At 41.7% G+C, this 24813-nt stretch carries 15 protein-coding genes, 1 tRNA gene and 1 other RNA gene; 4 read left to right on the top strand and 13 right to left on the bottom strand.

Annotated elements, in window-relative coordinates; all coding sequences use genetic code 11:
- Window positions 1-2: 2 nt before the first annotated feature.
- The 11 genes from QZ574_RS13515 to QZ574_RS13465 all read right to left on the bottom strand — a co-directional run bounded on the left by QZ574_RS13515 (window position 3) and on the right by QZ574_RS13465 (window position 16902).
- Complete coding sequence (locus tag QZ574_RS13515; RefSeq protein ID WP_297090366.1) at window positions 3-1715, bottom strand: RagB/SusD family nutrient uptake outer membrane protein; 1713 nt, start codon at window positions 1713-1715, stop codon at window positions 3-5.
- Window positions 1716-1739: 24 nt separating this feature from the next.
- Entirely contained in the window at window positions 1740-4781 is a 3042-nt protein-coding gene (locus QZ574_RS13510; protein WP_297090364.1) for a TonB-dependent receptor, read from the bottom strand.
- Window positions 4782-5355: 574 nt separating this feature from the next.
- Window positions 5356-6213, bottom strand: coding sequence for an AraC family transcriptional regulator (locus QZ574_RS13505; RefSeq protein ID WP_297090362.1), 858 nt, complete (start codon window positions 6211-6213; stop codon window positions 5356-5358).
- A gap of 90 nt (window positions 6214-6303) precedes the next feature.
- Window positions 6304-9534 (bottom strand): glycoside hydrolase family 2 TIM barrel-domain containing protein, encoded by a 3231-nt coding sequence (locus tag QZ574_RS13500; protein WP_297090360.1) that lies wholly within the window; start codon window positions 9532-9534, stop codon window positions 6304-6306.
- A 166-nt stretch (window positions 9535-9700) separates the two neighbouring features.
- Window positions 9701-10792 carry a sugar kinase gene (locus tag QZ574_RS13495; RefSeq protein ID WP_297090359.1) on the bottom strand — a complete coding sequence of 364 codons (1092 nt, stop codon included), beginning with the start codon at window positions 10790-10792 and terminating at the stop codon, window positions 9701-9703.
- Window positions 10793-10891: 99 nt separating this feature from the next.
- A complete protein-coding gene (gene eda / locus QZ574_RS13490; RefSeq protein WP_297090357.1) occupies window positions 10892-11566 on the bottom strand; it encodes a bifunctional 4-hydroxy-2-oxoglutarate aldolase/2-dehydro-3-deoxy-phosphogluconate aldolase in 675 nt (224 codons plus the stop codon).
- A 3-nt stretch (window positions 11567-11569) separates the two neighbouring features.
- Window positions 11570-13006: an NAD-dependent succinate-semialdehyde dehydrogenase gene (locus QZ574_RS13485; RefSeq protein ID WP_297090355.1), complete on the bottom strand. Its 1437-nt coding sequence runs from the start codon at window positions 13004-13006 to the stop codon at window positions 11570-11572.
- 3 nt (window positions 13007-13009) lie between these two features.
- Window positions 13010-14143: a mandelate racemase/muconate lactonizing enzyme family protein gene (locus QZ574_RS13480; protein ID WP_297090353.1), complete on the bottom strand. Its 1134-nt coding sequence runs from the start codon at window positions 14141-14143 to the stop codon at window positions 13010-13012.
- Between the two features lie 6 nt (window positions 14144-14149).
- Window positions 14150-15163, bottom strand: coding sequence for an L-rhamnose/proton symporter RhaT (locus QZ574_RS13475; RefSeq protein ID WP_297090352.1), 1014 nt, complete (start codon window positions 15161-15163; stop codon window positions 14150-14152).
- Between the two features lie 179 nt (window positions 15164-15342).
- Complete coding sequence (locus tag QZ574_RS13470) at window positions 15343-16542, bottom strand: site-specific integrase (protein WP_297090350.1); 1200 nt, start codon at window positions 16540-16542, stop codon at window positions 15343-15345.
- 284 nt (window positions 16543-16826) lie between these two features.
- Window positions 16827-16902: transfer RNA gene (locus QZ574_RS13465), tRNA-Lys, on the bottom strand.
- A gap of 321 nt (window positions 16903-17223) precedes the next feature.
- On the opposite strand from QZ574_RS13465, the gene QZ574_RS13460 reads away from it, so the two are divergent.
- The 4 genes from QZ574_RS13460 (at window position 17224) to QZ574_RS13445 (ending at window position 23375) form a co-directional block, all read left to right on the top strand.
- On the top strand, window positions 17224-19032 hold the full coding sequence (locus QZ574_RS13460; RefSeq protein WP_297090348.1) for an SLC13 family permease: 1809 nt from the start codon (window positions 17224-17226) through the stop codon (window positions 19030-19032).
- A 346-nt stretch (window positions 19033-19378) separates the two neighbouring features.
- A complete protein-coding gene (gene cysD / locus QZ574_RS13455) occupies window positions 19379-20287 on the top strand; it encodes a sulfate adenylyltransferase subunit CysD (RefSeq protein WP_297090346.1) in 909 nt (302 codons plus the stop codon).
- A gap of 140 nt (window positions 20288-20427) precedes the next feature.
- Window positions 20428-22347 carry a sulfate adenylyltransferase subunit CysN gene (gene cysN, locus QZ574_RS13450; protein ID WP_297090344.1) on the top strand — a complete coding sequence of 640 codons (1920 nt, stop codon included), beginning with the start codon at window positions 20428-20430 and terminating at the stop codon, window positions 22345-22347.
- Window positions 22348-22358: 11 nt separating this feature from the next.
- Complete coding sequence (locus tag QZ574_RS13445) at window positions 22359-23375, top strand: NAD-dependent epimerase (RefSeq protein WP_297090342.1); 1017 nt, start codon at window positions 22359-22361, stop codon at window positions 23373-23375.
- A gap of 5 nt (window positions 23376-23380) precedes the next feature.
- On the opposite strand, the gene QZ574_RS13440 is transcribed toward QZ574_RS13445, so the two are convergent.
- Together QZ574_RS13440 and rnpB are read right to left on the bottom strand one after the other, a co-directional pair.
- Window positions 23381-24229, bottom strand: a complete 849-nt coding sequence (locus QZ574_RS13440) for a thioredoxin family protein (protein WP_297090340.1) — start codon at window positions 24227-24229, stop codon at window positions 23381-23383.
- A 274-nt stretch (window positions 24230-24503) separates the two neighbouring features.
- An RNA gene (rnpB, locus tag QZ574_RS13435) (RNase P RNA component class A) lies at window positions 24504-24813 on the bottom strand; the annotation flags it as partial.

The raw sequence follows: 24813 nt of genomic DNA, 5'->3' as shown, positions 1-24813 counted from the left end.
GTTTAATAATCGTAGTTTTGAGCCATTGCAGGAGCTTTTTCAACTTCCGAAGCCGGTATTGGTAAATAATAATGTTTGTCCCACCAAGGTCGTGTTACTACGGTATATTCCTCAAATACAAGACTACCATCGGCCTTTTTAGTCCAGGTTAAACCTCTTACGTCAAAACCTAAATGGTCCTCTTCCATCCATCTTCTTTCGTCGTAGTAGTTATGCATTTCAAATGCCAACTCAACTCTTCTTTCTCTTTTTATAGCTTCATATAGGTCGGCACCTTCAGCTGTAATTTCAGGTTGCAAGGCACGCGTAGAGACTTTATTTAAGAAAGTGCGAGCTTCATCTTCATTTCCCAAGTGGTACTGAGCTTCGGCATAATTCAGGTAAATCTCTGCCAAGCGATATAAAATAAACGGGCGGTTTGGAGAAATACCTCCTGAAACGGCTACGCTTTCATCTTGAAACTTACGAATGTTATAACCTGTTTTTGATGAATGTAAGGTATTTCCGCCTCCTTGTGGAGAATCTAAACCGTGTGGAGTCTCAGGGCTTGGATTTTGAGCCAGCGCATAATCAACCGGACGTCCGCGGAAATCTGCCCCCTGGAATAAAAGGTTGGCATAGTAACGCATTTCGCGGTTGGCATTAGGGTTTGCGGCGTCAAAAGTTCCCTCGCTGGTGGTTGTACCATCGGTCATATTGTATTGCAGCGCGTAGTTATGTGAAGGCGATGAAAGTGCCCATCCGCCATAACCATTCGGGCTCTGCGTTTGGTCCCAAAGTGAGTTGGCATCGGTTCCAAACTCGTAATACTGTGAACCGTATGGGCGTGCAAATAAAATATCCTGGTTAGGCGACAAAAATAGCTTTTGGTAAGCATCGGCATCAGCAACAGCAATAAGGTCGCGGGCACCAACCAAATCAATTACCGCTTTAGCTGCATCGGAAGCATCCTGCCATTTTGTTGCTTTTGAATAGGTGTACAAAGCATCGCTACTGGGAGCGTAAGCCGGATCATGTAATTTACTAGCAGCATAAAGTAATATTCGTGACTTTACAGCTAAAGCTGAAAGCTTTGTCGCCCTTCCAAATTCATCGTCAGGACGTGTTTCAGGCAGCATAGCCGCTGCTTCATCCAATTCGCTAACAATAAAATCAACACAAGCTTCGTAACTATCGCGTGGTAAATTAAAATCGTCATCCAAACCTAAAGCGTTTTCCATAATGGGTACACCGCCGTGTAGGTTTACAAGTTTGGCATAAAGGTTGGCCCGAAGGAATTTCATTTCTGCTTTTAACACATTCACTTTGTCCGGATTTTCTGCCATTGCCGGGCTATCGTCAATACGGTCCAGGAATTCGTTGGTTAAGCGCACATAGTCCCAGTAGTTTCCCCATTTACCACCCCACATTCCTAAATTACTGGGTGTTAAACCTCCGCGCATACGGTACTGGTCTAAATCTTTAAAATTAAATTTTGCTTCAAACGAAGCGCCCTCGATATTAAATCTTCGGCCCCACCACTGAAAACGATTGAAACTCCAGCTTTCAGTACTGTTGTAGGCAGTGAACACCAAACGTTCAACCTGGTCAGGATTACTGTAAATTAAATCCTCTGCAAATGCATCTTTTGCTTCTGTCTCTAACACATCCTCGCAACTGTTGAATGCAAGCATGGCAAACAGAATTAATATGTATGATAATTTTATTTTCTTCATTTTATTAAGCTTTTAATCTGTTTGTTAGAAATTCAAGTTTAATCCAACACTATAAGTCTTCATCGCCGGATAACGCGATCCTCTAAAGTCGATAATCTCACTTGATTCAGGATCAAATCCAAGGTCGTAAATATCTGAGAACATAGTTAACAGGTTATTACCTCTTACAAAAAGCTTCAAATCGCCAAACCCAATAACTTCTTTTGATAGGGTGTACCCCAATTCCAATTCTTTAAGTCGAACGAAAGAAGCATCGTGCAACCATAGGTCAGCTCCCTGAAAATTGTCGGGTGTTCCGAGATTTGCACTATATCCATCGCCGGCAACAAATGCGCGAGGGTATTTGGCGGTAGGATTTTCAGGCGTCCATCTTTCGGTAAACAAGAAGTCCGGACGGGCACCGTGCGACTCGAAGTAAACAATCGTCTGTGCTTTCGCCTGTCCCTGGAACAGGAAGTTTAAATTAATGTTCTTAAACTCAACTCCACCAAAAATACCGTATTGTATTTCAGGAACATTTGAAGTATAGGAACGAACTCTGTCATTCGCATCAATCTTTCCATTTCCATCAACATCAACATAAGCAGGCTCGCCAGCAACCGTTCCGGGGATTTTTGCCGTCATACTGTTTACTTCATCTTCGCTTTGGAACAGGCCAAAAGTTGGATAAACAATGTATGAATCCATTGGGTGGCCTTCACGCTTTCTCCATTCAGGAACATCAGCGGCTTCATCTAAATAAACCACCTCGTTTTTCGCCTGTGTGAAGTTTACTCCAAAGTTGTAATTTACTTCACCTATTTTGTCGTTCCATCCAAGTTGCAACTCCCAACCATAATTATCTACTTTACCAAGGTTTTCCTGTGGTAAGGTTACCCCGGCAACATCAGGAATCGAAGCATTTCGTGTAATCAGAATGTCTTCACGTTTTTGGTAGAAATAGTTTACATCTCCCGATAAGCGATTATCGAACATCATAAAACTAAGACCAATGTTTTTCATATCAGCTGTTTCCCAGGTAATATCGGGGTTAGGTGTGGTAGAAGGATCGTATCCGTTGTAACGCGTACCGTTAGTTCCAAATATATACCAGTTAGGCTGCGCAGCATCGGTTGCACCACCATAGTTGTAGCGTGTTAAATACTGGAAAGACGCAATTCGGTCGTTACCCATAATTGCCCACGATGTGCGAAGCTTTAAGGCATTTAACCAACTATCCGACCAATCCATAAATTTTTCGTTACCGATAGCCCATGAAAGACCAACACCCGGAAAAGTACCAAAGCGGTTTCCGTCTCCGAAGTTACTCGAACCATCATGGCGCAGAGTCAGATCGATAAAATATTTCTTTGCATAATCGTATGACAATGAACCAAAATAATTTACACGCCCCCATTCAGCTGATGTACCTGACGATCCCTGGCCATCATCGCCACCGGCAAATAGTTCCGGGTGATCAGGACTTGGGAAATCTTTGCGCTCGGCCCAAAAGTTACGCTGTTCTGAAGAAAACTGCTCAACACCGGCAAAGCCTCTGATTGTGTGATCGTCAAAAGTACGGTCGTAGTGTACGGTTGCATTTAGCATCAGCTCGTCGTATTTCCAAAAACTTTCGCGCAAAATACGCTGGTTCCCATCTTGCGAGTAACCCTGTACTTCGCGGTAATCATCGTTACTTACATCGTATTGATAAACGGTCCAGGGTGTATACCAGCTTTTAACGTCGTTACTCATTTTACGTATGCCGGCAAATCCTTTCATTCTTAAACCTTCTGTAACTCCATCCAGGTTCCAGTCGAATGAGAATTTACTGCGTAAATCGTTGTCGGTAGTTTTAACAAAACCGGCTTCATCGCTTGACATAATAACCGGGTTCGATCCGTTTTCACCACCCCATGCTGGCAATCCGTTAGGATAAATACCAACTTCTGTTGGGAAGTTTACATAGATATGCTTGTATATATAGCTTTCATTTACACCTGGTTGGTTTCGCTTACCAAATCGTCCTGAAAGGTCAATACCTACACTTAATTTTTCGTGTAATTTAATATCCAAATTAGAGCGTACCTGATATTGTTCGAAATTTAAGTCGCCCGAATCATATAATCCGGTTTGGTTCATGTAGTCGCCACTAACGAAATATTTTACGTTATCGCTACCTCCACTAACCGAGAAAGTTACACGTGCCTCTGGAGAATAATCGGCAAAAGTAAGGTCTTGCCAATCGGTATTCGGGAAATTTATTGGATCTTCTCCCGATGCATACTTTGCAATATCTTCCTGCGAATAAGGCAACTGACTTCCTTGTCTTGCTGCAATTTCGTTGTTATAAATAGCAAATTGTTCAGACGACATCAACTTTGGTTTTACAGCAAAAGTTGACATACTGTACGAAGTGCTTAATTTAAACTTAGGTGCACCACTTTTACCACGTTTTGTTGTTACAAGAATTACACCGTTTGCAGCACGTGCACCGTATATTGCTGCAGCACCATCCTTCAACACGGTTAACGACTCAATATCTTCGGGAGATAAATTAGCCATACCGCTTGTTCCTGCAGTAATCCCGTCAATAAGAATAAGAGGCGCGTTGTTGTTTAAGGTTGATTTACCACGAATCAATAGAGTCATGTCGTTGTCACCAGGATAACCACCGCGGTCGTTAACAATTAAACCAGGTACTTTTCCCGATAAAGATTTTGCCACATCCTTACTGGCAGTACGCTCCAGTGTTTCAGAGCTTACTGTTGCTACCGAACCGGTAACTTCACCTTTTTTACGAACGGTATAACCAATGGCCACAACTTCTTCCAGTCCAATTGCATCGGCTTCCAAAACCACGTTGAAACTGGTCTGATCGCCAACAGTAATTTCCTGTGTTTTCATACCAACAAACGAAATCAGCAATACCGCATCAGCAGGTACTCCTGTTAGTGTAAATTCGCCATCAATGTTGGTTGATGTACCCTGTGTTGTTCCTTTTACAACAACGGTTACTCCGGGTAGTGGTTCTCCATCAGCATCTTTTACAGTACCTGAAATGGTACTTTGTTGAACACTTCCCATCTGCAAATCAGTTTTTGCAGCCCAAACTTCTCCAAAGCTTAAGCACAAGCACAAAACTGAAAAACAGAAGAATTTGAAAAGATTTTTTAAGACCGGACTGTCAATTTTTGCATTATTGACAAATGTCTTCAATTCTCGTAATTTTTTCATAAGTTTACGATATTAGAGTGATTATTAATATTGATTTCTATCTCGCTCTGCACTATGGGAAGGCGGCTCCAATGCTTTCCCATTTTACATTTTTCTTTATTTCCTTCTAAAATCTCAGGTCAAATATCTGCTACTTCCTGCAAAAAAAGCCCGATAACCTAAACCATCAAAAACGAGCTTATTTTACGATAAAGCAAAACACAGCAATACTTTACACCAACAAAGTAACGATTTCCCCGAATGTTAATATTTGTATAAATTACCAACTCATGGCACTATTTTACCCCGAGCTCATTTTTCAATCGGTTGCATTAATTCGGTGCACTTATAAAAGTAATTTTAGGGCTAGTACAGAAGAATAATGAAGTAATGGATGGATTAAACCATTTATTGTGATGAACAGAGAAAGCGATAAGCGTGGAACTTAAATCGTACTCCGGTAATCTTTTGGGGTAATTCCGGTTATTTTTTTAAACTGGCGGTTAAAATTGGTAACGGAATTGTATCCCACCGAATAGCAGATTTCAGAAACCTGCGTATCCTCCTGGGCCAACAACCGGGATGCATTTCGGATGCGGACTTCATTTAAAAATTCGGTAAAGGATTTATTGGTCATTTTTTTAAAAAAACGGCAAAACGAATTGGTGGTCATACAGGCTTGTTCCGACACATCCTCAAGACTAATCGGATTGGCATAATTATTTGAAATGTATTTGATTACGGTATCAATTCGCTGCGAATTATCGGTGGTGTATTGCCGCATGTCGGTTGAGGAAAGTATCGTTTTATCTTCAGTTAGCGATAGTTGATACAACATATCCAGTAATTTAATGGCTTGTGCGGCCGCCGGCAAATCGATAATTCCGATTAAGTCGTCGTGAAATTTGCGGCTCACCTCACTGCCAAAAAACACACCAAATTTCGACTGGTCTAATAAATCATTTACCCCATGAAATTCGGGTAAATTAAAAGTACCATCGCCAATAAACTCTTTCGTAAATTTAAGCACAATAGTTTTTACTTTGTTGGTATCTTCTTCTTTGTAAAACGAAGGGTCGTTGCGCCAAAGATGGGGTAAATAAGGTCCAACCAAAACCAATTCGCCGGGTGCAAACTGAGAAACGCTGTCGCCAACAAACCGGATGCCGTGACTTTGAGAGATGTACAAAAGTTCGTACTGCGCATGATAATGCCACGAAGAATCAAGACAAGGAATTTCTTTCTTGGTAATATCGAGGCGCTCTTTTAAGGGGCTATCCGAATTTTTTAAAACCAGTTTCATATTACAATTTTACAAAACAAATACCTTCAAAAAAATATAGCACTACTTAAAAATAAACACCCGAGCTGAATTAAAGTTTTTTAAAGCCGACTATTTCAATGTACTTATTGTAAACTCTAAACTATATTTTCGTGCATTTAATTCGTATTCAGGTAAAATATTTGAGAGTGTTCCTCCTAAACCAGCTTGCGTTAAATGAATGTTTAAGGTATAAAATCCTTGCTTTTTCAGCTCAAACGGATGTTTGGCCTTATCAATATTACCGGCAGCATAGGGCCATATCGAAAAGCCAAATTCCGGATTCCCGTTCACTTCGATACCATGCTTTTTATCGTCGCCAAACACTTTTAGCCAGCGAGTTTCGGTGCGGTTGCCATTTTCCTGAGGCTGCGCATAACTGTTAAACAGGTTATAGGTTTTAAAATTGTAAACGCCAAGTTCAGCGGCACTTTTTCTGTCGGGATAATTCTCGAAAGGACCATTCCCATAAAAACTGGCATTTTTTAACTTATACGGAATTCCCATAGTCATGCCAAAGCGAATAAGATCGGGAACATCCGGGCTTGTTTCCAATTCGGATTTTACTTTTATGGTTCCATCATTAAAAATGATGTAATTTATATTTAAACCCACATTTTCTCCGGTTTCCACATCGATATTAATAATCACCTTGTCGGTTTCTTGCACAATCTTAATGTTTTCTGCTTTTCGGACCTTGAGTCGTTGTGTCCAGAAAGCTTTGCTTTTAGCAATGTAATTCGTGCTGGCCCCCCGCACGTCGTTATCGGCTGCCGGGCGCGTAAAGTTTGGTTGCAAAGGAGCCATCAACAGCTCTTCGCCATCCTTTTTAAACGAAAAAAGATCGCCAGTCCTTTTCGAGATGCTTACGGAAAAATCCCGGGCGGCAACTACAATTTCGGTGTCGTTTTCCTTTAATTCAATGGTATTTTTACTTTCAGAGCTGTATTCTTTCATAGCAGGAATAGTTGTAAGTGGCAATTGCTGCTTCGCCACTTCGAAACCGGCGTTACACCATAAACGCTTGTTTTTTTCGTGCAGGCTTAGGCGCAAAATATTTTCTGCATTGGTTTTTAAATCAGCATTTTTGAAAGGCACCTGCAAAACAGCACTCTCACCTGCTGCAATATCATATTCAGGCAACGCGCCACTTTCGATAATTTTTCCGTTTTCGGCAATGCTATATCGTATTTCGTAGTTTCTGAGATTGGTAAACGAAAAGCGGTTGATTATACGCACCAAACCAGCGCTGGCATCAACAGCCTCAAAAACAACGGGTTGAAAAACATATTTACATTCCCAGGCATGGGGATTTGGAGTACGATTGCTGGCAAAAACGCCATTCATGCAAAAGTTCTGGTCGTTTGGAATATCTCCAAAATCGCCGCCATAGGCATAAAAAAGTTGCCCGTTGGGACCTTCTTTTTCCAGCCCCTGGTCAATCATATCCCAAATGTAGCCGCCAATTAGGTTGGGGCGCTCATTTATTTCGTTCCACCAATCGTTTAATCCGCCAATTGAATTTCCCATGGCATGGAGGTATTCGCACATAATTACCGGCCTGTTAATATGGGCATTTTCCGACATGTTAATAAGCTGGCTTAAATCGGGGTACATGCGACTTAGCACATCAACATACTGGGGATCGGTTGGATTGGCAAAGGTTGGCGACGAAGTTGTTTTGTAGCCCCAGTTTTCTTTAAAAAGCGGATGAGTAGGATCGCCCTGGGCGCCTTCGTAATGTATAAATCGCGAGGGGTCGAAATCGCGCACCCAGGCTGCTGCTGCAGCAAATGCTGGCCCTGTTCCCGATTCGTTACCCAGCGACCAGGAAATAATACAGGGTTCGTTTTTGTCGCGCTCTACCATGCGGTAAACCCTGCTCATTAACGCGGCAGTCCAGTTTGGACTTTGCGGAATAAATCCACCCAAGTGATGCGTTTCAATGTTGGCCTCATCCATTACATACAAGCCGTATTGGTTACAAAGCTCTAGAAAATACGGATCGTTGGGATAATGCGAAGTACGCACCGCATTAAAGTTAAACTGTTTGAGCAGTTCTACATCCTTGCGCATTTCGTCGCGCGTTAGTGCTTTACCGTTTGTTGCACTATGGTCGTGTCGGTTTACGCCCATAATTTTTACAGGTTTTCCGTTAACCAACAGCGCATTATCTTTACTAAACTCAATCTTTCGGAAACCAATTTTCTGCGTACGCGCTTCTATCACTTCGCCATCCGGATTTTTAACTTCAAACAGCAAAGTGTATAAATGTGGTGTTTCTGCCGTCCATTTTTTAGGTGCCCGAACATCGGCTTTCATAAAAGCAAAAGTGGTAATATCGCGTGCAGGCCAGCGTTCAAAGTATACGTCTTTTACAGCGCATGAAAGTTCGTTGTCCAAAACCGGATTATTTGTCTCATCAAAAAGTTGAGCTGTAATTTTCCAACCATCCAGGTTAACATCATTGCTTTGCACCCAAACCCGGGGGCGAATTTCCAATTTTGCATTACGGTAGTTGGCATCAAATGAGGTGCGCACATAAAAATCGTTTAAGGCAATTTTGGGCTGGGCCAGTAACAGTACTTCCCGGTGTATTCCACTCAGGCGCCACATGTCCTGGTCTTCCAGGTAACTTCCGTCGCTCCATTTAAAAACCTGCACGGCCACGCGGTTTTTGCCGGGTTTCACAAACGCGGTAATATCAAACTCTGCTGCCAGGCAGCTACCCTGGCTATAACCAACTTCCCGGCCATTTATCCACAGGTAAAAAGCAGAAGTAACGCCACCAAAGTGTAAAATTATACTTTCATTTTGCCACTCATCAGGCACCTCAAAATCGCGAAAATAGCTACCTACCGGGTTATCGCGATAGATTGTTGGCGGCATTGGCGGTTGTGGCCCCTTCCAGTCGAATTGCAAGGTAGTATCTAAAATATTTGGTGTAAACGGATACACAATGTTGGTATAAATGGGTTGGCCGTATCCTTTGAGTTCCCAGTTTGAAGGCACCTCAATATCATCCCAATTGCTGCCTGCAAAATCTTTCTCCATAAAATCAAGTGGCCGTTGCTCGTCGTCTTCCACAAATCGAAACTTCCATGTACCATTTAAGGATTTCATTCGCGAATTTTCACGTTTCCCTTCCAAAGCATCATCTGCATTTAAATAGGAATACGATGCTACACGGGCTTTCAATTTGTTGCGTTCAAAAAAGGCCTCGTTTTCCCAGTCTTTTTGTGCAAAAAGGAATGTTGAACTGCATAAAAGCAGAAGTCCGACAAGAAAAAGTTTTTGTTTCATGGTTCAAAATTTTGCATACTACCCCATTTCGGAAGCACTGTTAAAGCAGTTTTACCCCCAAAATGGGCAGGCATTTATTTTCGATTTAAAAATACAAACCCCGCTCAGTTTTGAACGGGGCTAAAAAATATCTAAAAAGGGTGTTTTTCGATAACTGTTTAAAACCTTAACGAACCACCCGCCCCGAACCCGAGCCGCCCATAAGCGCTTCTACCTCGTCACGCGAAGAGTAGTTAAAATCGCCGTTAATGGAGTGGCAAAGGCATGAACCGGCCACCGCAAAGCGTATAGCTTTTTCAGAATCGGCCAGTTCGGGCGTGTTAAGAGCAAACACCAGGGCTGCCCCAAATGAATCGCCACCACCTACACGGTCAACAATATTTTTTATTTCATAAGGACGGTATTCTCCGTTTTCCATAGGAGCAAAATATGAATAGTCGGTTTCCACATCGTAAAGCATGGCGCCCCAGTTGTTATGGGTTGCCGAAAGGCTTTCGCGCAAAGTAATGGCTACTTTCTTCACATTCGGAAACTGCTTTACAATTTCTTTGGCCACGTCAGTATACTTATCCACGTCAAGCTGTCCGCTCTCGATGTCAGTATTTTCAGCGGCAATTCCCAGTACATCATGAGCATCTTCTTCGTTGGCTATAACAACATCAACATAAGGCAAAATGGCTTTCATTGTTTTTTTAGCCAGTTCGTTTGCCGGTGTTCCGTTTTGCCATTGCCACAGTTTTTTGCGGAAATTAAGGTCGCACGAAACGGTTAATCCTTTTTCTTTGGCAGTGCGCACGGCCACCTCGGTAGCTTCGGCTGAAACTTCAGACAAAGCAGGAGTAATTCCGGTTGTATGTAACCAGCCGGCATTATCCATAATTTTACACCAGTCGTATGAGTCGCCGTGAGTCATTGATACCGATGAGTATTCGCGGTCGTACATTACACAGCTGGGACGTTGGTTAGCCCCGCGTTCAACAAAGTACAAACCAAAGCGGCCTTGTTTTACCTTCTGAATGCACGAAACATCCACTTCAATTCCTTTTAAAACCGTAAGGCAGGCCTCCGTCATTTCATTGTCGGGTAAAGCTGTTACAAAGCGGGCTTTTCCGCCCAACATTGCAATTGATGCTGCCACATTGGCTTCTGCTCCGGCAAAGGTGATGTCCAGTTTTCCGGGCATGCTCTGGCGGAAGCGTTGAAAATTTTCAGGACATAAACGTCCCATTATCTCTCCGAAAGTTACTATGGTTTTCATATTCTATGACTATTAGATTTAAAGATAGGAGTAATGAGCTTATTTGCAGTGAAACTTTCCTTTTCTCAGTACCTTGTACTATCTACTCACTACTATCTACTATTTACTTCTTATTTCACTAATTAAGCTTGTAATTTCTTTTGCATTCGCAGTAATTGCGTCCCAGTTTTCGGCTTGTATCAAGGGCCGTTTGGCGAGCCACGATCCTCCAATGGCGGTAATCAGGTCTGATTTGATATAACCTGCTGCATTATCCATATTTACGCCACCCAGTGGAATAAACTTTAAGCCCAGGTACTGATACGGAGCCACCATATTGCTGAGGTAGTTCATCCCTCCGATGGGCTCGGCAGGAAAGTATTTCAGTATGCGACAGCCTTGTTCAACAGCACCTTCCAACTCTGATGCGGTAGTAACACCCGGAGCAAAAGAAACACCGTATTTCTGTGCTGCTTCAACTACCCGTGGATTATACCCGGGAGCCACAGCAAAATCAACTCCCAGACTGGCAATGGCTTTAACCTGCTCTACGGTTAAAACGGTTCCTATTCCCAAATTAATTTCGGGGCAGTTCTTTTTTATGGTTTCAGCTGCCTCAAGTGCTGCCGGTGTTCGCAGGGTAAGCTCAATGGCATTTACACCTCCTTTTAAAAAGGCATTGGCAAGTGGCACCGCATGTTTTACCTCATCAATAACCAGTACGGCTATTATTCCCGATTCATCAATCTTTTTAATGATTTCGGGTTTCATTGCTTTTTGTTCTATGGGTAACATAGCTTAAACTCTTACAGTAATTCTTTTCTTTTCTAAATAATCATCAAGCGCCAGGTGCGAGCAATCGTGCCCCAAACCACTTTCTTTTACTCCTCCGTGCGGCAAATAAATGGCATACTTAAATCCGTTTACATGTACTTCGCCCACTTCAAGTTCTGCTGAAAATTTCTGAATTCGGCTAATATTATTTGAATACACATAGCTCGATAAACCTACTTCGCAGTCGTTGGCCATTTCCAACACCTCATCATCGCCTGAGAATTTATAAATAGCAGCAAGCGGACCAAAAATTTCTTCACGGAATATGGTCATGTTGCGATTTACGTTGGTAAAAACTGTAGGCTCAAAAAAGTAACCCTTTTCCATTCCTTCCGGAATTTTGCCACCACATTCCAGTTTTGCCCCTTCGGCCAGCGTTGTTTCAGCCAGTTTCATTACGCGGTTGCGTGAGCGCTCATCAACAATAGGGCCCATATCTATTTTCGAATCGGTACCAAAACCAAGCTGTAATTTTTTTGCTTTGGCAACAAAACGTTCCACAAATTCATCGTAAACATCTTCGTGCACAAATATTCGGTTTGGCGAAACACAAACCTGTCCGCAATTACCAAATTTAAGAGCCGCCAAATCGTTAACAGCCTGTGTTACATTGGCATCGTCACAAACAATAGCCGGTGCATTTCCACCAAGCTCCATGCTAAAATGCTTGATTGAAGTTGCTGCCTGCTGCATGGCAATACGGCCGGAAACAGATGAACCAATCATAGTTATCACTCTTGGTATTTTACTTGAAGACAGGCTTAATGCCAGCTCTTCGTTTGATCCGGCTACTACGTTTACCACCCCTTTTGGGAAATCAATACTTTCCATAATTTCGCCAATCAGATAGGCCGAAATTGGCGCATTGGCCGATGGTTTTAAAATAAGTGTACAACCTGCAGCCAGCGCCGGACCAATTTTAAAGCCAAGGTTTAAAAGCGGGAAATTCCAGGCAAGGTAACCCACTGCCACACCTGCCGGTTGTGCTATAATCTGGTGGGCATGGGTGCCATCCGGATCGGGAATAATCTCATCTCTGCGATGCAGCATTTCCTGCGGATACCACTCCAGTGCATTTACTACCGTTTCGTAATCTTCAACGGCCTGATTATAAGTTTTTCCCATTTCATACATCACCGCTTCACGAATGTCGTGTTCGCGCTCGATAACTGCATCACGCAATTTATCCATCCACTTTTTTCGCGTATTAATGCTCATTTTCGACCACTTTTTAAAAGCAGCCGCTGCGGCGTTCAGAGCCAATTCGGCATCGTCTTTTCCACCCCAGGCAATTTGGGCAATAACCTCGCCTGTACCCGGACAAATTACGGGTTCTTTTTCTCCTGAAACGGCATCAACCAGTTTGCCGTTTATATACATTTTTTTATATCCGTAGTCCATGATTTATTTTTTTAAAGCATATTTTTCTAAAGCATCTTCATGTAATTCAAATCCCAGGCCGGGTTTGTCGCTAATCTTAATCTCACCATTAACGGCTATCATATCTGTGGTTGTCAATTCTTCGCGCAAACCGTTTTCAGTTCTGTCATACTCAATTAAACAATTTGGGGTACGCAAACGCCCCGGCATCACATCTAAGTTAGCAACAAAATGTAAAGCTGCCGAAATTGCAATTCCCGTTCCCCAGGTATGAGGCACCAATTCCACGCCGTAAACCGAAGCTAAAGTTGCTATCCGTTTGGCTTCTGTAAGGCCACCGGTTGCACAAATATCGGGTTGAATAATATCAACCGAATTTGATTTTAACAAGGTCTGAAAACCAAAACGTGTATACTCGCACTCTCCGCCTGCAATTGGAATACTTGTTTTTGTGCGCAACTCGGCGTATTGTTCATAGTATTCGGGTGAAATTGGTTCTTCAAACCACCCGATATTGTACTCTTCAATTGCTAGTGAAAGCTGCACCGCCTCTCGTAAATTATAGGCATGGTTCGAATCTACCATTAATTCGATATCGGGGCCGATTGCTTTGCGCACTTTTGCAACGTATTCAATATCTTCGCGAATACCTAGCCCCACCTTCATTTTCATTGCTTTATAACCTAAGCGGGCATACTCTTCGGCTTCCTTTGCCAGTTTATCGCCCAGATTGCGGCAATTTGTGTAGTACATGCCTGTTGCGTAAGGAATTATCTTATCCCGTTTTTTACCTCCAAGCAAGAGGTGAACAGGTTGTTCCAGAATCTTTCCTTTCAAATCCCACAGAGCCACATCGATGGCACTCATTGCCGAAACCAGGATTCCGCGCCGGGCAAAGTCGAGCGTGCGACGGTACATTATGCTCCAAATGGTCTCATTTTCAAGAGGATTTTGTCCAATTACATATGGAGTTAAGTGTTCTATCCCTGATTTTACCAGTGCGGCGGGGCCATATCCTTCGCCCCAACCAACATGGCCCGTATCGCTTGTTATCTTAACAATGCAAATTCTCCTTTCAGAATATTCCCATTGCGAAAAATAGAAGGCTTCCTTCAGTTTATCAGTCAGTATAAAACTTTCGATTGATTTTATTTTCATGAGGTTCTAATTTAATCCGTTTGAATATCCGAGAACTATACAGGCGATTATGATTGTTGTTAGTCCGGCCAGCATTATTCGGAATGGCACTTTAACATTTTTCCATTCGCCTTCGCGATAAGCCCAGATGTTACTTATTATTAACGACAAGCCCAGCAGCATAGGCCATCCAATCACCGGACCGATGCTTCCCATCAGTGCAGCTCCCTGACCATAAATTCCAAGTGCCGCAAACCAAAAAAGTCCGGCTAAAACCGACCAACGAAAGGCTTTGGTTCCGAAAGCACCTTTGTAGGTATGAAATGATTTGTTTTTTATCAGTAATGAAATGGCATACAAGGCATTCATCAGGAAAGCACCCCATAATACCACAACCCATGCAGCCAAACTTGAATTGTTTGTTTTTGAACCTGCGTCAACAGCTGCTTCGGCCACAGGCCCTGCATTTGCAAAGCCAACGTTTAACAAAGCTGAGAGCACACCACTTAAAATAGCTATCAACAAGCCCATTTGAAAAGCTTTTCCTGTTGGAATTCCGGTGTCGGCATTGTTGAGTTTATCGCGTCGGATTCCGGCATAGGCAACAATTACAACACCAATTACAATTATTATTACGCCTAAAAGAATAAAGGGAAATGCAGGTTGTGAAGATGCATTTTCAATTTGAAATAATGGAACGATAGAACCAACGGCGGAAGCCAGCCCCATAACAATTCCATAAGTTAAGGATACGCCAACTTTTCCAACACTTTTCCCGAATAAGATACCGCCAATTCCCCACAAAAAGCCAAACAACATAGCTTTAAACAATATTGCACCATCAGTAGAAAATATGACAGAAAATAGATCAGGTACAGCAATAAATGCCCAGGTCATCGGAAACAGTATCATTGCAATAAACGCATGAACTAACCACCATGCCTCCCAGGCAAGTGGCTTTATAAATTTCATTCCTAATCCGAACGTGCCCTGAAAGAAACTGGCAAATACAACAAGAAGAAAAGGTAATATTAGTTCCATGGTAATAATTTTTACACAAAGGAACTACAAATCAGGCAACGGGAATTTGTTAAAATTAACAGGTAATGGCATTATTTTACCCTTGTTTGTTTGTGGTACTCCATTTAAATATGGTATAATCATACTCTAATTCAACTCCCCTTAATCTTGAACGTCATACGAATATTTAGATTTATCCTTTACAATATAGCCTTCAATTTCTTCATATCATCCGATATCTTCTTATCAACAATTCTAGCATATACTTGTGTTGTTTTTAAAGAATTATGTCCCAACATTTTTGATACGGTCTCTATCGGTATTCCATTTGAGAGCGTTACTGATGTTGCAAATGAATGCCTGGCCACATGCATTGATAAATTCTTTTTAATACCACAGATGGTTGCTAGCTCTTTAAGATAAGCGTTCATTTTTTGGTTTGAACGAACCGGCAATAATAAGCCTTGCGATTCATTCCATGCATAATCTTTATACTTTCTCAAAATTTTTAAAGCATTCGGAAGTAAAGGAATACGACATCGGTTCTTTGTTTTGTTCCGATCTATAATAATCCAATCTTCACCGTCATCACCTTTATGAATGTGATGGTAGCTCAATTTTGCAATGTCAGAATACGATAAACCGGTGTAACACGCAAAAACAAAAACATCCCGTACAATGGCAAGCCTATCAATCTGAATACGTTTTTTCTCTATTTTTTTTATTTCTTTTAGTGTAAGAAAGTCCCGATTTGCATCACCTCTTTTTACCTTGAAATTTTCATATGGATTGCGAACAATTAATCCCATGGAAACCGCATCATTCAAGACCTTCTTAATATGCCGATGATATCCCCACACTGTATTTGTTCCAATATTGTGTTTGGATTTAAGGTAAATGTTAAAAGCACTCAGAAAAGTATAATCAACTTTTTTAATCTCAACATCTTTCCGAAAATAAAATTCCTTTACAAAATCCTTCAATCTGGTGAGAGAAGTACGATAGTGCTTTAAAGTTCCTTTGGAGTAACCTTTTCCTAACTTTTTCTCAATCGAATCGATAACTGACTCAAATAGCTCAATAAAATAATCTTTCGAACTTGTACCCGTAATTTTTTCTTTGATGGTGTAAATATCAAAATCATCTCTGCCCGCTTCCAACTGATTATAGATATCATAAATACCAGATACAAATTTCAATAAGCGATTATTTAGAATTCTAACTTCATGAGAACTTCCGGCAATTTCCTGCCTTGTTTTATCCCAATTATCTACATCCACTAAAATTGACGTTGACAGCTCAATTCTTCGTCCATCCATTACGCAACGCGCATAAACAGGGCATTTACCGCTGTTTTTACTCTTTGATTTCTTTAACAGAAGACTAATTCTGATTCTCATAACTCCTAAATTTTTAAGTTTTAGGGTCTCTATAGGTCTCTTTTTGGGTAAAATTACCCTAAAAAGTGCCGTCTCACAACAGCAAAAGAGACCAATTCAGACCAAATTAAATTATGAATATCAGAGAGTTACAAAAAAGAGACCTATTTTTTAGCCAAAAATAGATGGGTCTCGATTTAGTCCCCTTTTTTTGGTGTTTTTTGACTTATTATGAATTACCGCAAAAGAAAAAAGCGCTGTAAATCAACGATTTAAGCGCTTTTGGTTCGGAATGATTTCCGACTTGGTGACTCAGCTGGGGTTCGAACCCAGGACCCCATCCTTAAAAGGGATGTGCTCTACCAACTGAGCTACTGAGTCATCCTTTGTTGTTCCTTTGTTTCTCAAAGGCGGGTGCAAAAGTAATTATTATTTTTTTTCACACAAATCATCTGGCATTTTTTTTCAAAAAAAATTGAAACATTACTTCTCTGATTTACTATCTCCGCTTTCGACTCGTTGACAATTCTCAATCGCAACTCACACAAAAAAGCCAAATAAACAACAACTTACAACACCTTACCGCCTTGAACATTTTTATTTCACACAAATAATTTGAAGAGCAAAAATTTTAATAGTAGTTTTGATTTTTTCAAGAACATTTTGAATTGAAAAGGGAGAACTTAATAATACAAATTCAACTTGATTAGTACCGAAGGATATATTGTACTTGCAATTGTACTGTTAACGATTATTGCCCTGGCAAAAGAATTGATGCGCCCGGGTTTAATTTTTTTCTCTGCCGCAATAATTTTAATGGCTACAGGTTCCATAACCGACAAAGAGATGCTGGCAGGTTTTTCCAATAAAGGAATGATAACAATTGGCATTCTTTTTATTGTTAGCGAAGGTATCAGACAATCGGGCATATTAAACCGCCTGGCACAAACCTATCTTCCCCGCAAACGTCGGAAAATGGTTTCATTAATACCACAAATAATGTTGCCAGTATCGGTATTATCAGCTTTTCTAAACAATACTCCGGTTGTAATTATTTTTGCTCCTATCATCAAAAAATGGTCTGAAAACCTCAACCTGTCGTCTAAAAAATTTCTGATTCCCTTATCGTACGCCACAATTTTTGGCGGCATGTGCACCTTAATCGGCACATCAACCAACCTGGTTGTTCATGGCTTAATTCTGGAAAACGGCCACGAGGGCTTTAGCATGTTTGAACTGGGAAAAATTGGAGGCTTTATTGCAGTTACCGGCACCATTTACATGACAGTTTTCAGTAACAGGTTTTTGCCCGGTGAGAAGATTTTTTTCAATGCTAAAAGTTCTACCGAATACAAAGACTATCATTACGATATTATTATCACCGAAAACAGTAATTTAATAGGCCTTGAAATTAGAAATGGCCGTATGAAAGAGCTTAAAGGCCTGATTATACAAACCATTAACCGCGAAGGAAATATTATTGAAACCCGAAAGGGGATATTTAAAATTCTTGAAAACGACAAACTGCTGGTTGCCGGAAAATCTGATCGTTTAAATTATATATTGGCCAACCAAAACGTTAAGCTTAGCGGAATAGATTTAATAAAAGATGTTCCGAAAGAAAACCTGAAACAATACGAAGCTGTTTTATCGCCAAGATTTCCGGCCATTGGAAAAACAATTCATGAGTTTAACTTTTACGACCATTACCAGGCTGTTGTACTTGCAGTACACCGAAACGGAGAACGGATAACCAGCCACAAAGACCAGCTAAAATTAAAAACCGGCGATAATTTGGTGCTACTCACTACCGAAAAATTTATTGAGAACTGGGGCGACTCCAAAATTTTTCTGCTCACATCATACATTCGCGATTACCGTTCAACCGGAACCTTTTGGAAAAAATGGATCGCTTTTATTATTCTGCTGGCTATGGTAATTGGCACAACCATTGGCAAGTTTATTGCCTCACCCGATGGCATTACTTTAGACATGTTCTTTTTCTCATCTATCGCGGCAATGTTGCTTATTTGGTTAAAAATAATGCCTCATCAAAAATACACCAAAGCTATTAGTTGGGATGTTTTAATTACCATTGCCTGTGCTTTTGCCATAAGTAAAGCCATGCAAAATTCAGGTGCAGCAGAAGCTATCGCACGCACCACCATAAACTTCTCGAAAGGTTTTGGCCCCATTGGCGTAATGGCCGCACTCTATATCATAACTGCAATTTTTACCGAAATAATTACCAATAATGCAGCAGCTGCCCTGGTGTTTCCAATAGCCCTGGCAGCCTCGCATCAGCTAAATCTCGATCCCAAACCTTTTTTTGTAACCATTGCCATTGCCGCATCAGCAAGTTTTTCAACACCCATTGGCTACCAAACCAACCTTATAATCCAGGCTATCGGAAACTATAAATTCCGCGATTATGTAAAGATTGGCTTACCTCTTAACTTAATTGCATTTATTCTGTCCATGCTCCTAATTCCGTATTTCTGGAGCTTCTAATTAAAGGAACTGCTGACCACAATTGCTGTAGTAACAAAGCCCAGAATCCATCTGCTATTTAAAATCATTCTTAAATAAAATTTCTCATCAGACACAAATGTCTTTTATCCCTAAGTCAACCAGAATAAAGTTCTATATTTGCAGTCGTTTTGTAAGAAGTAAATTGAATTTTATACAGCTACAGTGCAGTTTACCAAAGCAATTTTTTGTATGAAGCATTTTTGCTTGCTGCCCGGTTGTTAATATAAAATAACAGGTAACAAAAAACTTTCACCGGTAAATTCACAAGCTTAAGTTACCAGTGAATGTTTGGAGTTAGCTGTTGAAAACAAACAATTCTAGATATATGAATAACTATTCATTAACAAACCTGCGTGAACTGGAGGCCGAAGCCATCCACATCATCCGCGAGGTGGCAGCCGAATTCGAGAACCCGGTAATGCTTTATTCCATCGGAAAAGATTCTTCAGTAATGGTACGCCTGGCCGAAAAAGCTTTTTATCCCGGCAAAGTGCCATTCCCATTAATGCACATCGATTCGAAATGGAAATTCCAGGAAATGATTGAGTTTCGCGATAATTACGCTAAAGAAAAAGGCTGGGACCTGATTGTGCACCACAACAAAGAAGGCTTTGAAGGTGGCGTTGGACCATTCACACATGGAAGTAAGGTACATACCGATATCATGAAAACCCAGGCTTTGCTGGCCGGGCTAAACAAATATAAATTTGATGCCGCTTTTGGCGGTGCCCGTCGCGACGAAGAAAAATCGCGTGCCAAAGAACGTATTTTCTCCTTCCGCGATAAGTTTCACCAGTGGGACCCCAAAAACCAGCGTCCTGAATTGTGGAACATCTACAACAGCCGTGTGCAGAAAGGTGAGTCCATCCGGGTATTCCCAATCTCCAACTGGACAGAGCTGGACATCTGGCAGTACATCCGACTGGAGAATATCCCGATTGTACCCCTGTATTATGCCAAAGAACGTCCAGTTGTTGATATCGATGGCAGCCTGATTTTAGTAGACGACGAGCGTATGCCAAAAGAACTGCGCGAGAAAGCCGAAATGCGAAAGGTGCGTTTCCGTACTTTGGGGTGCTACCCGCTTACCGGAGCTATTGAGTCGGAAGCCGATACCATCGAAAAAATTGTGGAAGAAATGATGACTGTAACCGTTTCAGAACGTACAACACGGGTTATCGACTTCGACCAGGAAGCAAGTATGGAACAGAAAAAACGGGAGGGATATTTCTAAGAAGAGCAGTGAAAGGGCATGAGACCGCGTCGCCTTTGGCTCGCGGAACCGTGATTCAAAAAAAGTTTGTTGCAAGATTTCCCGAGGAGCACCGCGACGAAGGGAACTCATTCCAAAACCACTACAGCAAAAAAGAAAAAATGACAACAAAAAAATTAAACATACAAGAATTCTTAGATCAAGACCAAAAAAAGGATCTCCTAAGACTATTAACCGCTGGTTCAGTTGACGATGGCAAATCAACCCTGATTGGTCGTCTGATGGCCGACAGTAAAATGTTGTACGAAGATCAGCTGGAGGCCTTACACCGCGACAGCAAACGCGTGGGCCATGCCGGCGAGGAAATCGATTATGCCCTGTTGCTCGACGGACTGAAAGCTGAACGCGAACAGGGAATTACCATTGATGTGGCTTACCGTTACTTTTCTACTGCCAAACGAAAATTTATTATTGCCGATACACCGGGGCACGAGCAGTACACCCGAAATATGATTACCGGTGGATCAACTGCCAACCTGGCCATTATCCTGATTGATTCGCGCTACGGGGTAATTACCCAAACCAAACGCCACACCTACCTGGCCAGCCTTTTGGGTATAAAACACGTGGTGGTAGCTGTAAATAAAATGGATTTGGCCGATTATAAACAAGAACGTTTTGAGGAGATTAAGGCCGATTACGAAGCTTTTGTTACGCAACTGGATATTCCCGATGTAAACTTTATTCCGCTTTCGGCATTAAAAGGCGACAACGTGGTAGAAGCCGGCACCAACATGCCCTGGTACCACGGCCCTTGTCTGCTGGAATTTTTAGAGAATGTACACGTTAGCTCCGACCGTAACTTCGATGACCTGCGCTACCCGGTACAGTATGTTTTGCGCCCCGATATTAAGTTCCGCGGCTTCTCTACTTCGGTAGCATCGGGTATCATAAAAAAAGGCGACGAGGTAATGGTGCTGCCTTCGATGCTTAAATCGAAAGTGGAAAAAATTGTTACCTACGACGGTGAAAAAGACTATGCATTCCCGCCCGAATCGGTAACCGTAACGCTGGAAGACGAAATCGATATTTCGCGTGGCGATATGTTGGTACACCCCGACAACCTGCCGCGTGTGGAGCGCCAGTTCGAGGCCATGCTGGTATGGATGGAAGAAAGCGAAATGAACCTCAGTACACAGTTCTACATCAAACAGGCCAATAACAACACCAAGGCCCGTATCGACGAGATAAAATACAAGGTAGATGTGAACACGCTTGAAAAATCAAATATCGAAAAGTTCAGGCTCAACGAAATTGGCCGCGTGGCTATTACCACTACCAAACCGCTGTATTTCGATCCCTATAAAAAGAATAAACAAACCGGTTCGTTTATTTTGATCGACCCGGTTACGCACAATACCGTTGCAGTTGGTATGATTATCGACAAGCTGAATAGCAAAAACCTGACTTCGCGGATTACCGATGTAGACAAGGCCAAAATTGCCAAAGGCGAAGCGCTGATAAAAGCCGAAGAATACCAACAAAAGTACAACCAGAAGGGCGAAACCATTTGGATTACAGGCTTGCACGGATCGGGCAAAAACGAGCTGGCCTTTAGTCTCGAGAAAAAATTATTTGAAAACGGGGCAACGGCTGTGCTTATCGACGGTAGTTCGGTGCGTTCAGGCTTAAGCCGCGAGCTGGATTATTCTCCTGCCGACAGGGCCGAAAACCTGCGTAGGGTGGCACACATTTGCAAACTGCTGAACGACCAGGGTATTATAACCATTGCTTCGTTTATCAGCCGCAACGAAAGCCTGCGCCAACAGGTTGCCGAAATTATTGGCCCAGAGCGTTTCCACCTGTTTTATATGGATGCCGATGTGGATTATTGCAAGCAAAACAAGCCCGAATTATACGAATTACTGGAACAGGGTAAAACTTCTGGTCTTCCGGGAGTTGATTTGGAGTACGAAGCACCAACCAAGGCCAAACTGGTTTTTAATCCTGAAAATAATGAGGAAAACCTGGATGCTATTCTCGATTATCTGGTGCAAAACAAAGTATTTCCTAACCATTAGGAAGTTGAAAAATGAAAATTTTAGTTACAGGAGCCGCCGGGTTTATTGGATTTCACTTATGCAATAAATTATTGGAACAAGGAGCAACAGTTGTTGGAATCGATAACATTAATAACTACTACTCCTCCAACTTAAAGTATGCACGTTTGGCCCAGGCCGGCATCTCATCAGAAGCAAAAAACTGGCATCAGAAGGTGCTTAGCTCAACAAAACCGCGGTATACTTTTGTTCGGATAAATTTGGAAGATCGCGATCAAATGAATCAACTTTTTGAAAGCGAGAAATTTGATATGGTGTGCAACCTGGCCGCTCAGGCCGGTGTACGATACAGCATTGAAAATCCACATACTTATATAGAAAGTAATATTGTGGGCTTTATTAATATACTTGAAGCCTGCAGGCATAATAAAATTCAGCATTTGGTTTATGCCAGCTCTTCAAGTGTTTATGGCAATAGTGCCAAAATGCCTTTGTCGGTAAACGATTCGGTTGACAACCCGATTAGCTTATATGCGGCAACCAAAAAGAGCAATGAACTGATGGCACACACCTACAGTCATTTGTTTGGGTTGCCATCAACAGGCTTGCGTTTCTTTACGGTTTATGGCCCCTGGGGACGACCGGATATGGCCTACTTCTCATTCACAAAAAATATTTTGGAGGGAAATACGATAAAGGTATTTAACAACGGCGATCTGTACCGCGACTTCACCTATATTGATGATATTGTTGAGGGGATAGTAAAAATACTTCACAGTCCTCCTTCTAACGAATCGGACGCGCCTTACAAAGTGCACAATATTGGCAACTCCAACCCGGTTAAACTGATAGATTTTATTGAAACCATTGAAAAAGCGCTGGGTAAAAAAGCGCTAAAAGAATTTCACCCAATGCAACCCGGCGATGTATACAAAACTTTTGCCGATGTAAGTGCATTGGAGAAAGAGTTTGACTACAAACCCAGTACACCACTCGAAAAAGGTATTGGGGATTTTGTTGCCTGGTATAAGGAGTTTTTCAACGAATAAAACAATTAAAAGAAATCAGGGTACATAGAAGTTAGCTCTGCAAGGTATTCTTCGCTGTCTTTTTCAAGGGAAATTTTTTCGTAGATTAATTTTGCGTTTACAGCATCGTTTTCCGAAACATAGGCCGAACAGGCAATAAAGTATGCCAATGCCCTATTTTTTACGTGAAGTTGATCGAAACCACTTTTTTCAAAATCAGAAACGACTTTTTTTGCACGTCCGGCAAGAACAAGGTTATAGCTCTTTAACAATTCAATTTCTTCTTGCTTAACCGGTTCGTTCGCTTTTCCGAAGTATTTATTGGCTTTCACGAAATAATTTAAGCTGATACGTAAAAAAACCGATTGTCCCTTACCCTCTAAATCTTTACTCAGCTGCTGATAATACTTTCCTGTAAGCAAATTTAATTCGGCATCTTTAGAATTCTCCTGCAGGTTTTTTAACAAATTATTTAGTTCACCGGTTCCATTGGGCAAGGTTTCCAATATGGCCAGCATTTGCGAGGCACTTTTGTACCCTTTAAGCTCGTATAGCTCACCGCCCCAGGCATCTGCAATTAATACATCCGGAATGGCCTTTATACTGTACCTTGTGGCCAGCGACTTATGGTCATCAATATTCACTTTAACCGCAATCACCTTAGTCATTTCTGCTTTAATTGCATCCTGCGACCAGGTTTCACGATCCATTCGCTTGCAGGGCTCGCACCAATCGGCATAAAAATCTATTAACAATAACTTATTTTCATTTTGCGCCATTAGGCATGCCTGGTCAAAATCGTGCAACCACACTTGTGCATTCAACTGACTACAAACGAGAAATAATCCTAAAAATAAAACTTGTTTAGCTACCATAATATCAATGTGTTAGTTTCGAATTCTTCATGCGTGTTTTTTATGTTCGTTGTGCCGTTACGCAGTGATGAAATAAACATGAAAAACAAAGCTGCGTTTTTAATGCAACTCAGGGCATAACATAACAAATGCGTTGTTCAATTAATAAACAAATGTAAGAATCGTGTACAAATAATCAATACAAAATTGCTGGAAAGTTAGCTACCTGCCCGAATCTGTTGGTTATTAAAAAAAATTCGGCGGATAGTAAACACTGTTAACTATCCGCCGAATTAAAAAAGGCAAGCCTGTAAGCCGGGTTCTGTCATCCTGTTATTGTTAAAACAACATCAGGAGCTTTATCATTTATCTTGTCCCGACATCACTGTCGGGCTCCTGCAGCCTACCCCTCCAAAGTCTCTTGTGCGTTGAGAGCAAAACGGGCCGTTTTGCTGTACCGCAACAGCGGCAAACACTTTGGATATACATGGCTTTGCAACCCGTGAGACGTACGGCTGATGATGTTACCACCATCACCGGTGCGCTTTTACCGCACCTTTTCACCCTTTCCACTGACGATCCGTCAAAAGACGGATATCAGGGTG

It is taken from the genome of uncultured Draconibacterium sp. (assembly GCF_913063105.1).
Classification (GTDB): Bacteria; Bacteroidota; Bacteroidia; order Bacteroidales; family Prolixibacteraceae; genus Draconibacterium.
Note: the sequence above shows the minus strand (reverse complement) of the source record. Positions and strands in the feature narration are given on the sequence as shown.

Bases quoted from the DNA above. Each gene is read 5' to 3' on its own strand.
- QZ574_RS13495 (WP_297090359.1), bottom strand. From the start codon at position 10,792: ATGAAAACCATAGTAACTTTCGGAGAGATAATGGGACGTTTATGTCCT.
- QZ574_RS13445 (WP_297090342.1), top strand. From the start codon at position 22,359: ATGAAAATTTTAGTTACAGGAGCCGCCGGGTTTATTGGATTTCACTTA.
- QZ574_RS13470 (WP_297090350.1), bottom strand. From the start codon at position 16,542: ATGAGAATCAGAATTAGTCTTCTGTTAAAGAAATCAAAGAGTAAAAAC.
- QZ574_RS13510 (WP_297090364.1), bottom strand. From the start codon at position 4,781: ATGGGAAGTGTTCAACAAAGTACCATTTCAGGTACTGTAAAAGATGCT.
- cysN (WP_297090344.1), top strand. From the start codon at position 20,428: ATGACAACAAAAAAATTAAACATACAAGAATTCTTAGATCAAGACCAA.
- QZ574_RS13440 (WP_297090340.1), bottom strand. From the start codon at position 24,229: ATGGTAGCTAAACAAGTTTTATTTTTAGGATTATTTCTCGTTTGTAGT.
- eda (WP_297090357.1), bottom strand. From the start codon at position 11,566: ATGTTACCCATAGAACAAAAAGCAATGAAACCCGAAATCATTAAAAAG.
- QZ574_RS13500 (WP_297090360.1), bottom strand. From the start codon at position 9,534: ATGAAACAAAAACTTTTTCTTGTCGGACTTCTGCTTTTATGCAGTTCA.
- cysD (WP_297090346.1), top strand. From the start codon at position 19,379: ATGAATAACTATTCATTAACAAACCTGCGTGAACTGGAGGCCGAAGCC.
- QZ574_RS13480 (WP_297090353.1), bottom strand. From the start codon at position 14,143: ATGAAAATAAAATCAATCGAAAGTTTTATACTGACTGATAAACTGAAG.
- QZ574_RS13485 (WP_297090355.1), bottom strand. From the start codon at position 13,006: ATGGACTACGGATATAAAAAAATGTATATAAACGGCAAACTGGTTGAT.
- QZ574_RS13515 (WP_297090366.1), bottom strand. From the start codon at position 1,715: ATGAAGAAAATAAAATTATCATACATATTAATTCTGTTTGCCATGCTT.
- QZ574_RS13505 (WP_297090362.1), bottom strand. From the start codon at position 6,213: ATGAAACTGGTTTTAAAAAATTCGGATAGCCCCTTAAAAGAGCGCCTC.
- QZ574_RS13475 (WP_297090352.1), bottom strand. From the start codon at position 15,163: ATGGAACTAATATTACCTTTTCTTCTTGTTGTATTTGCCAGTTTCTTT.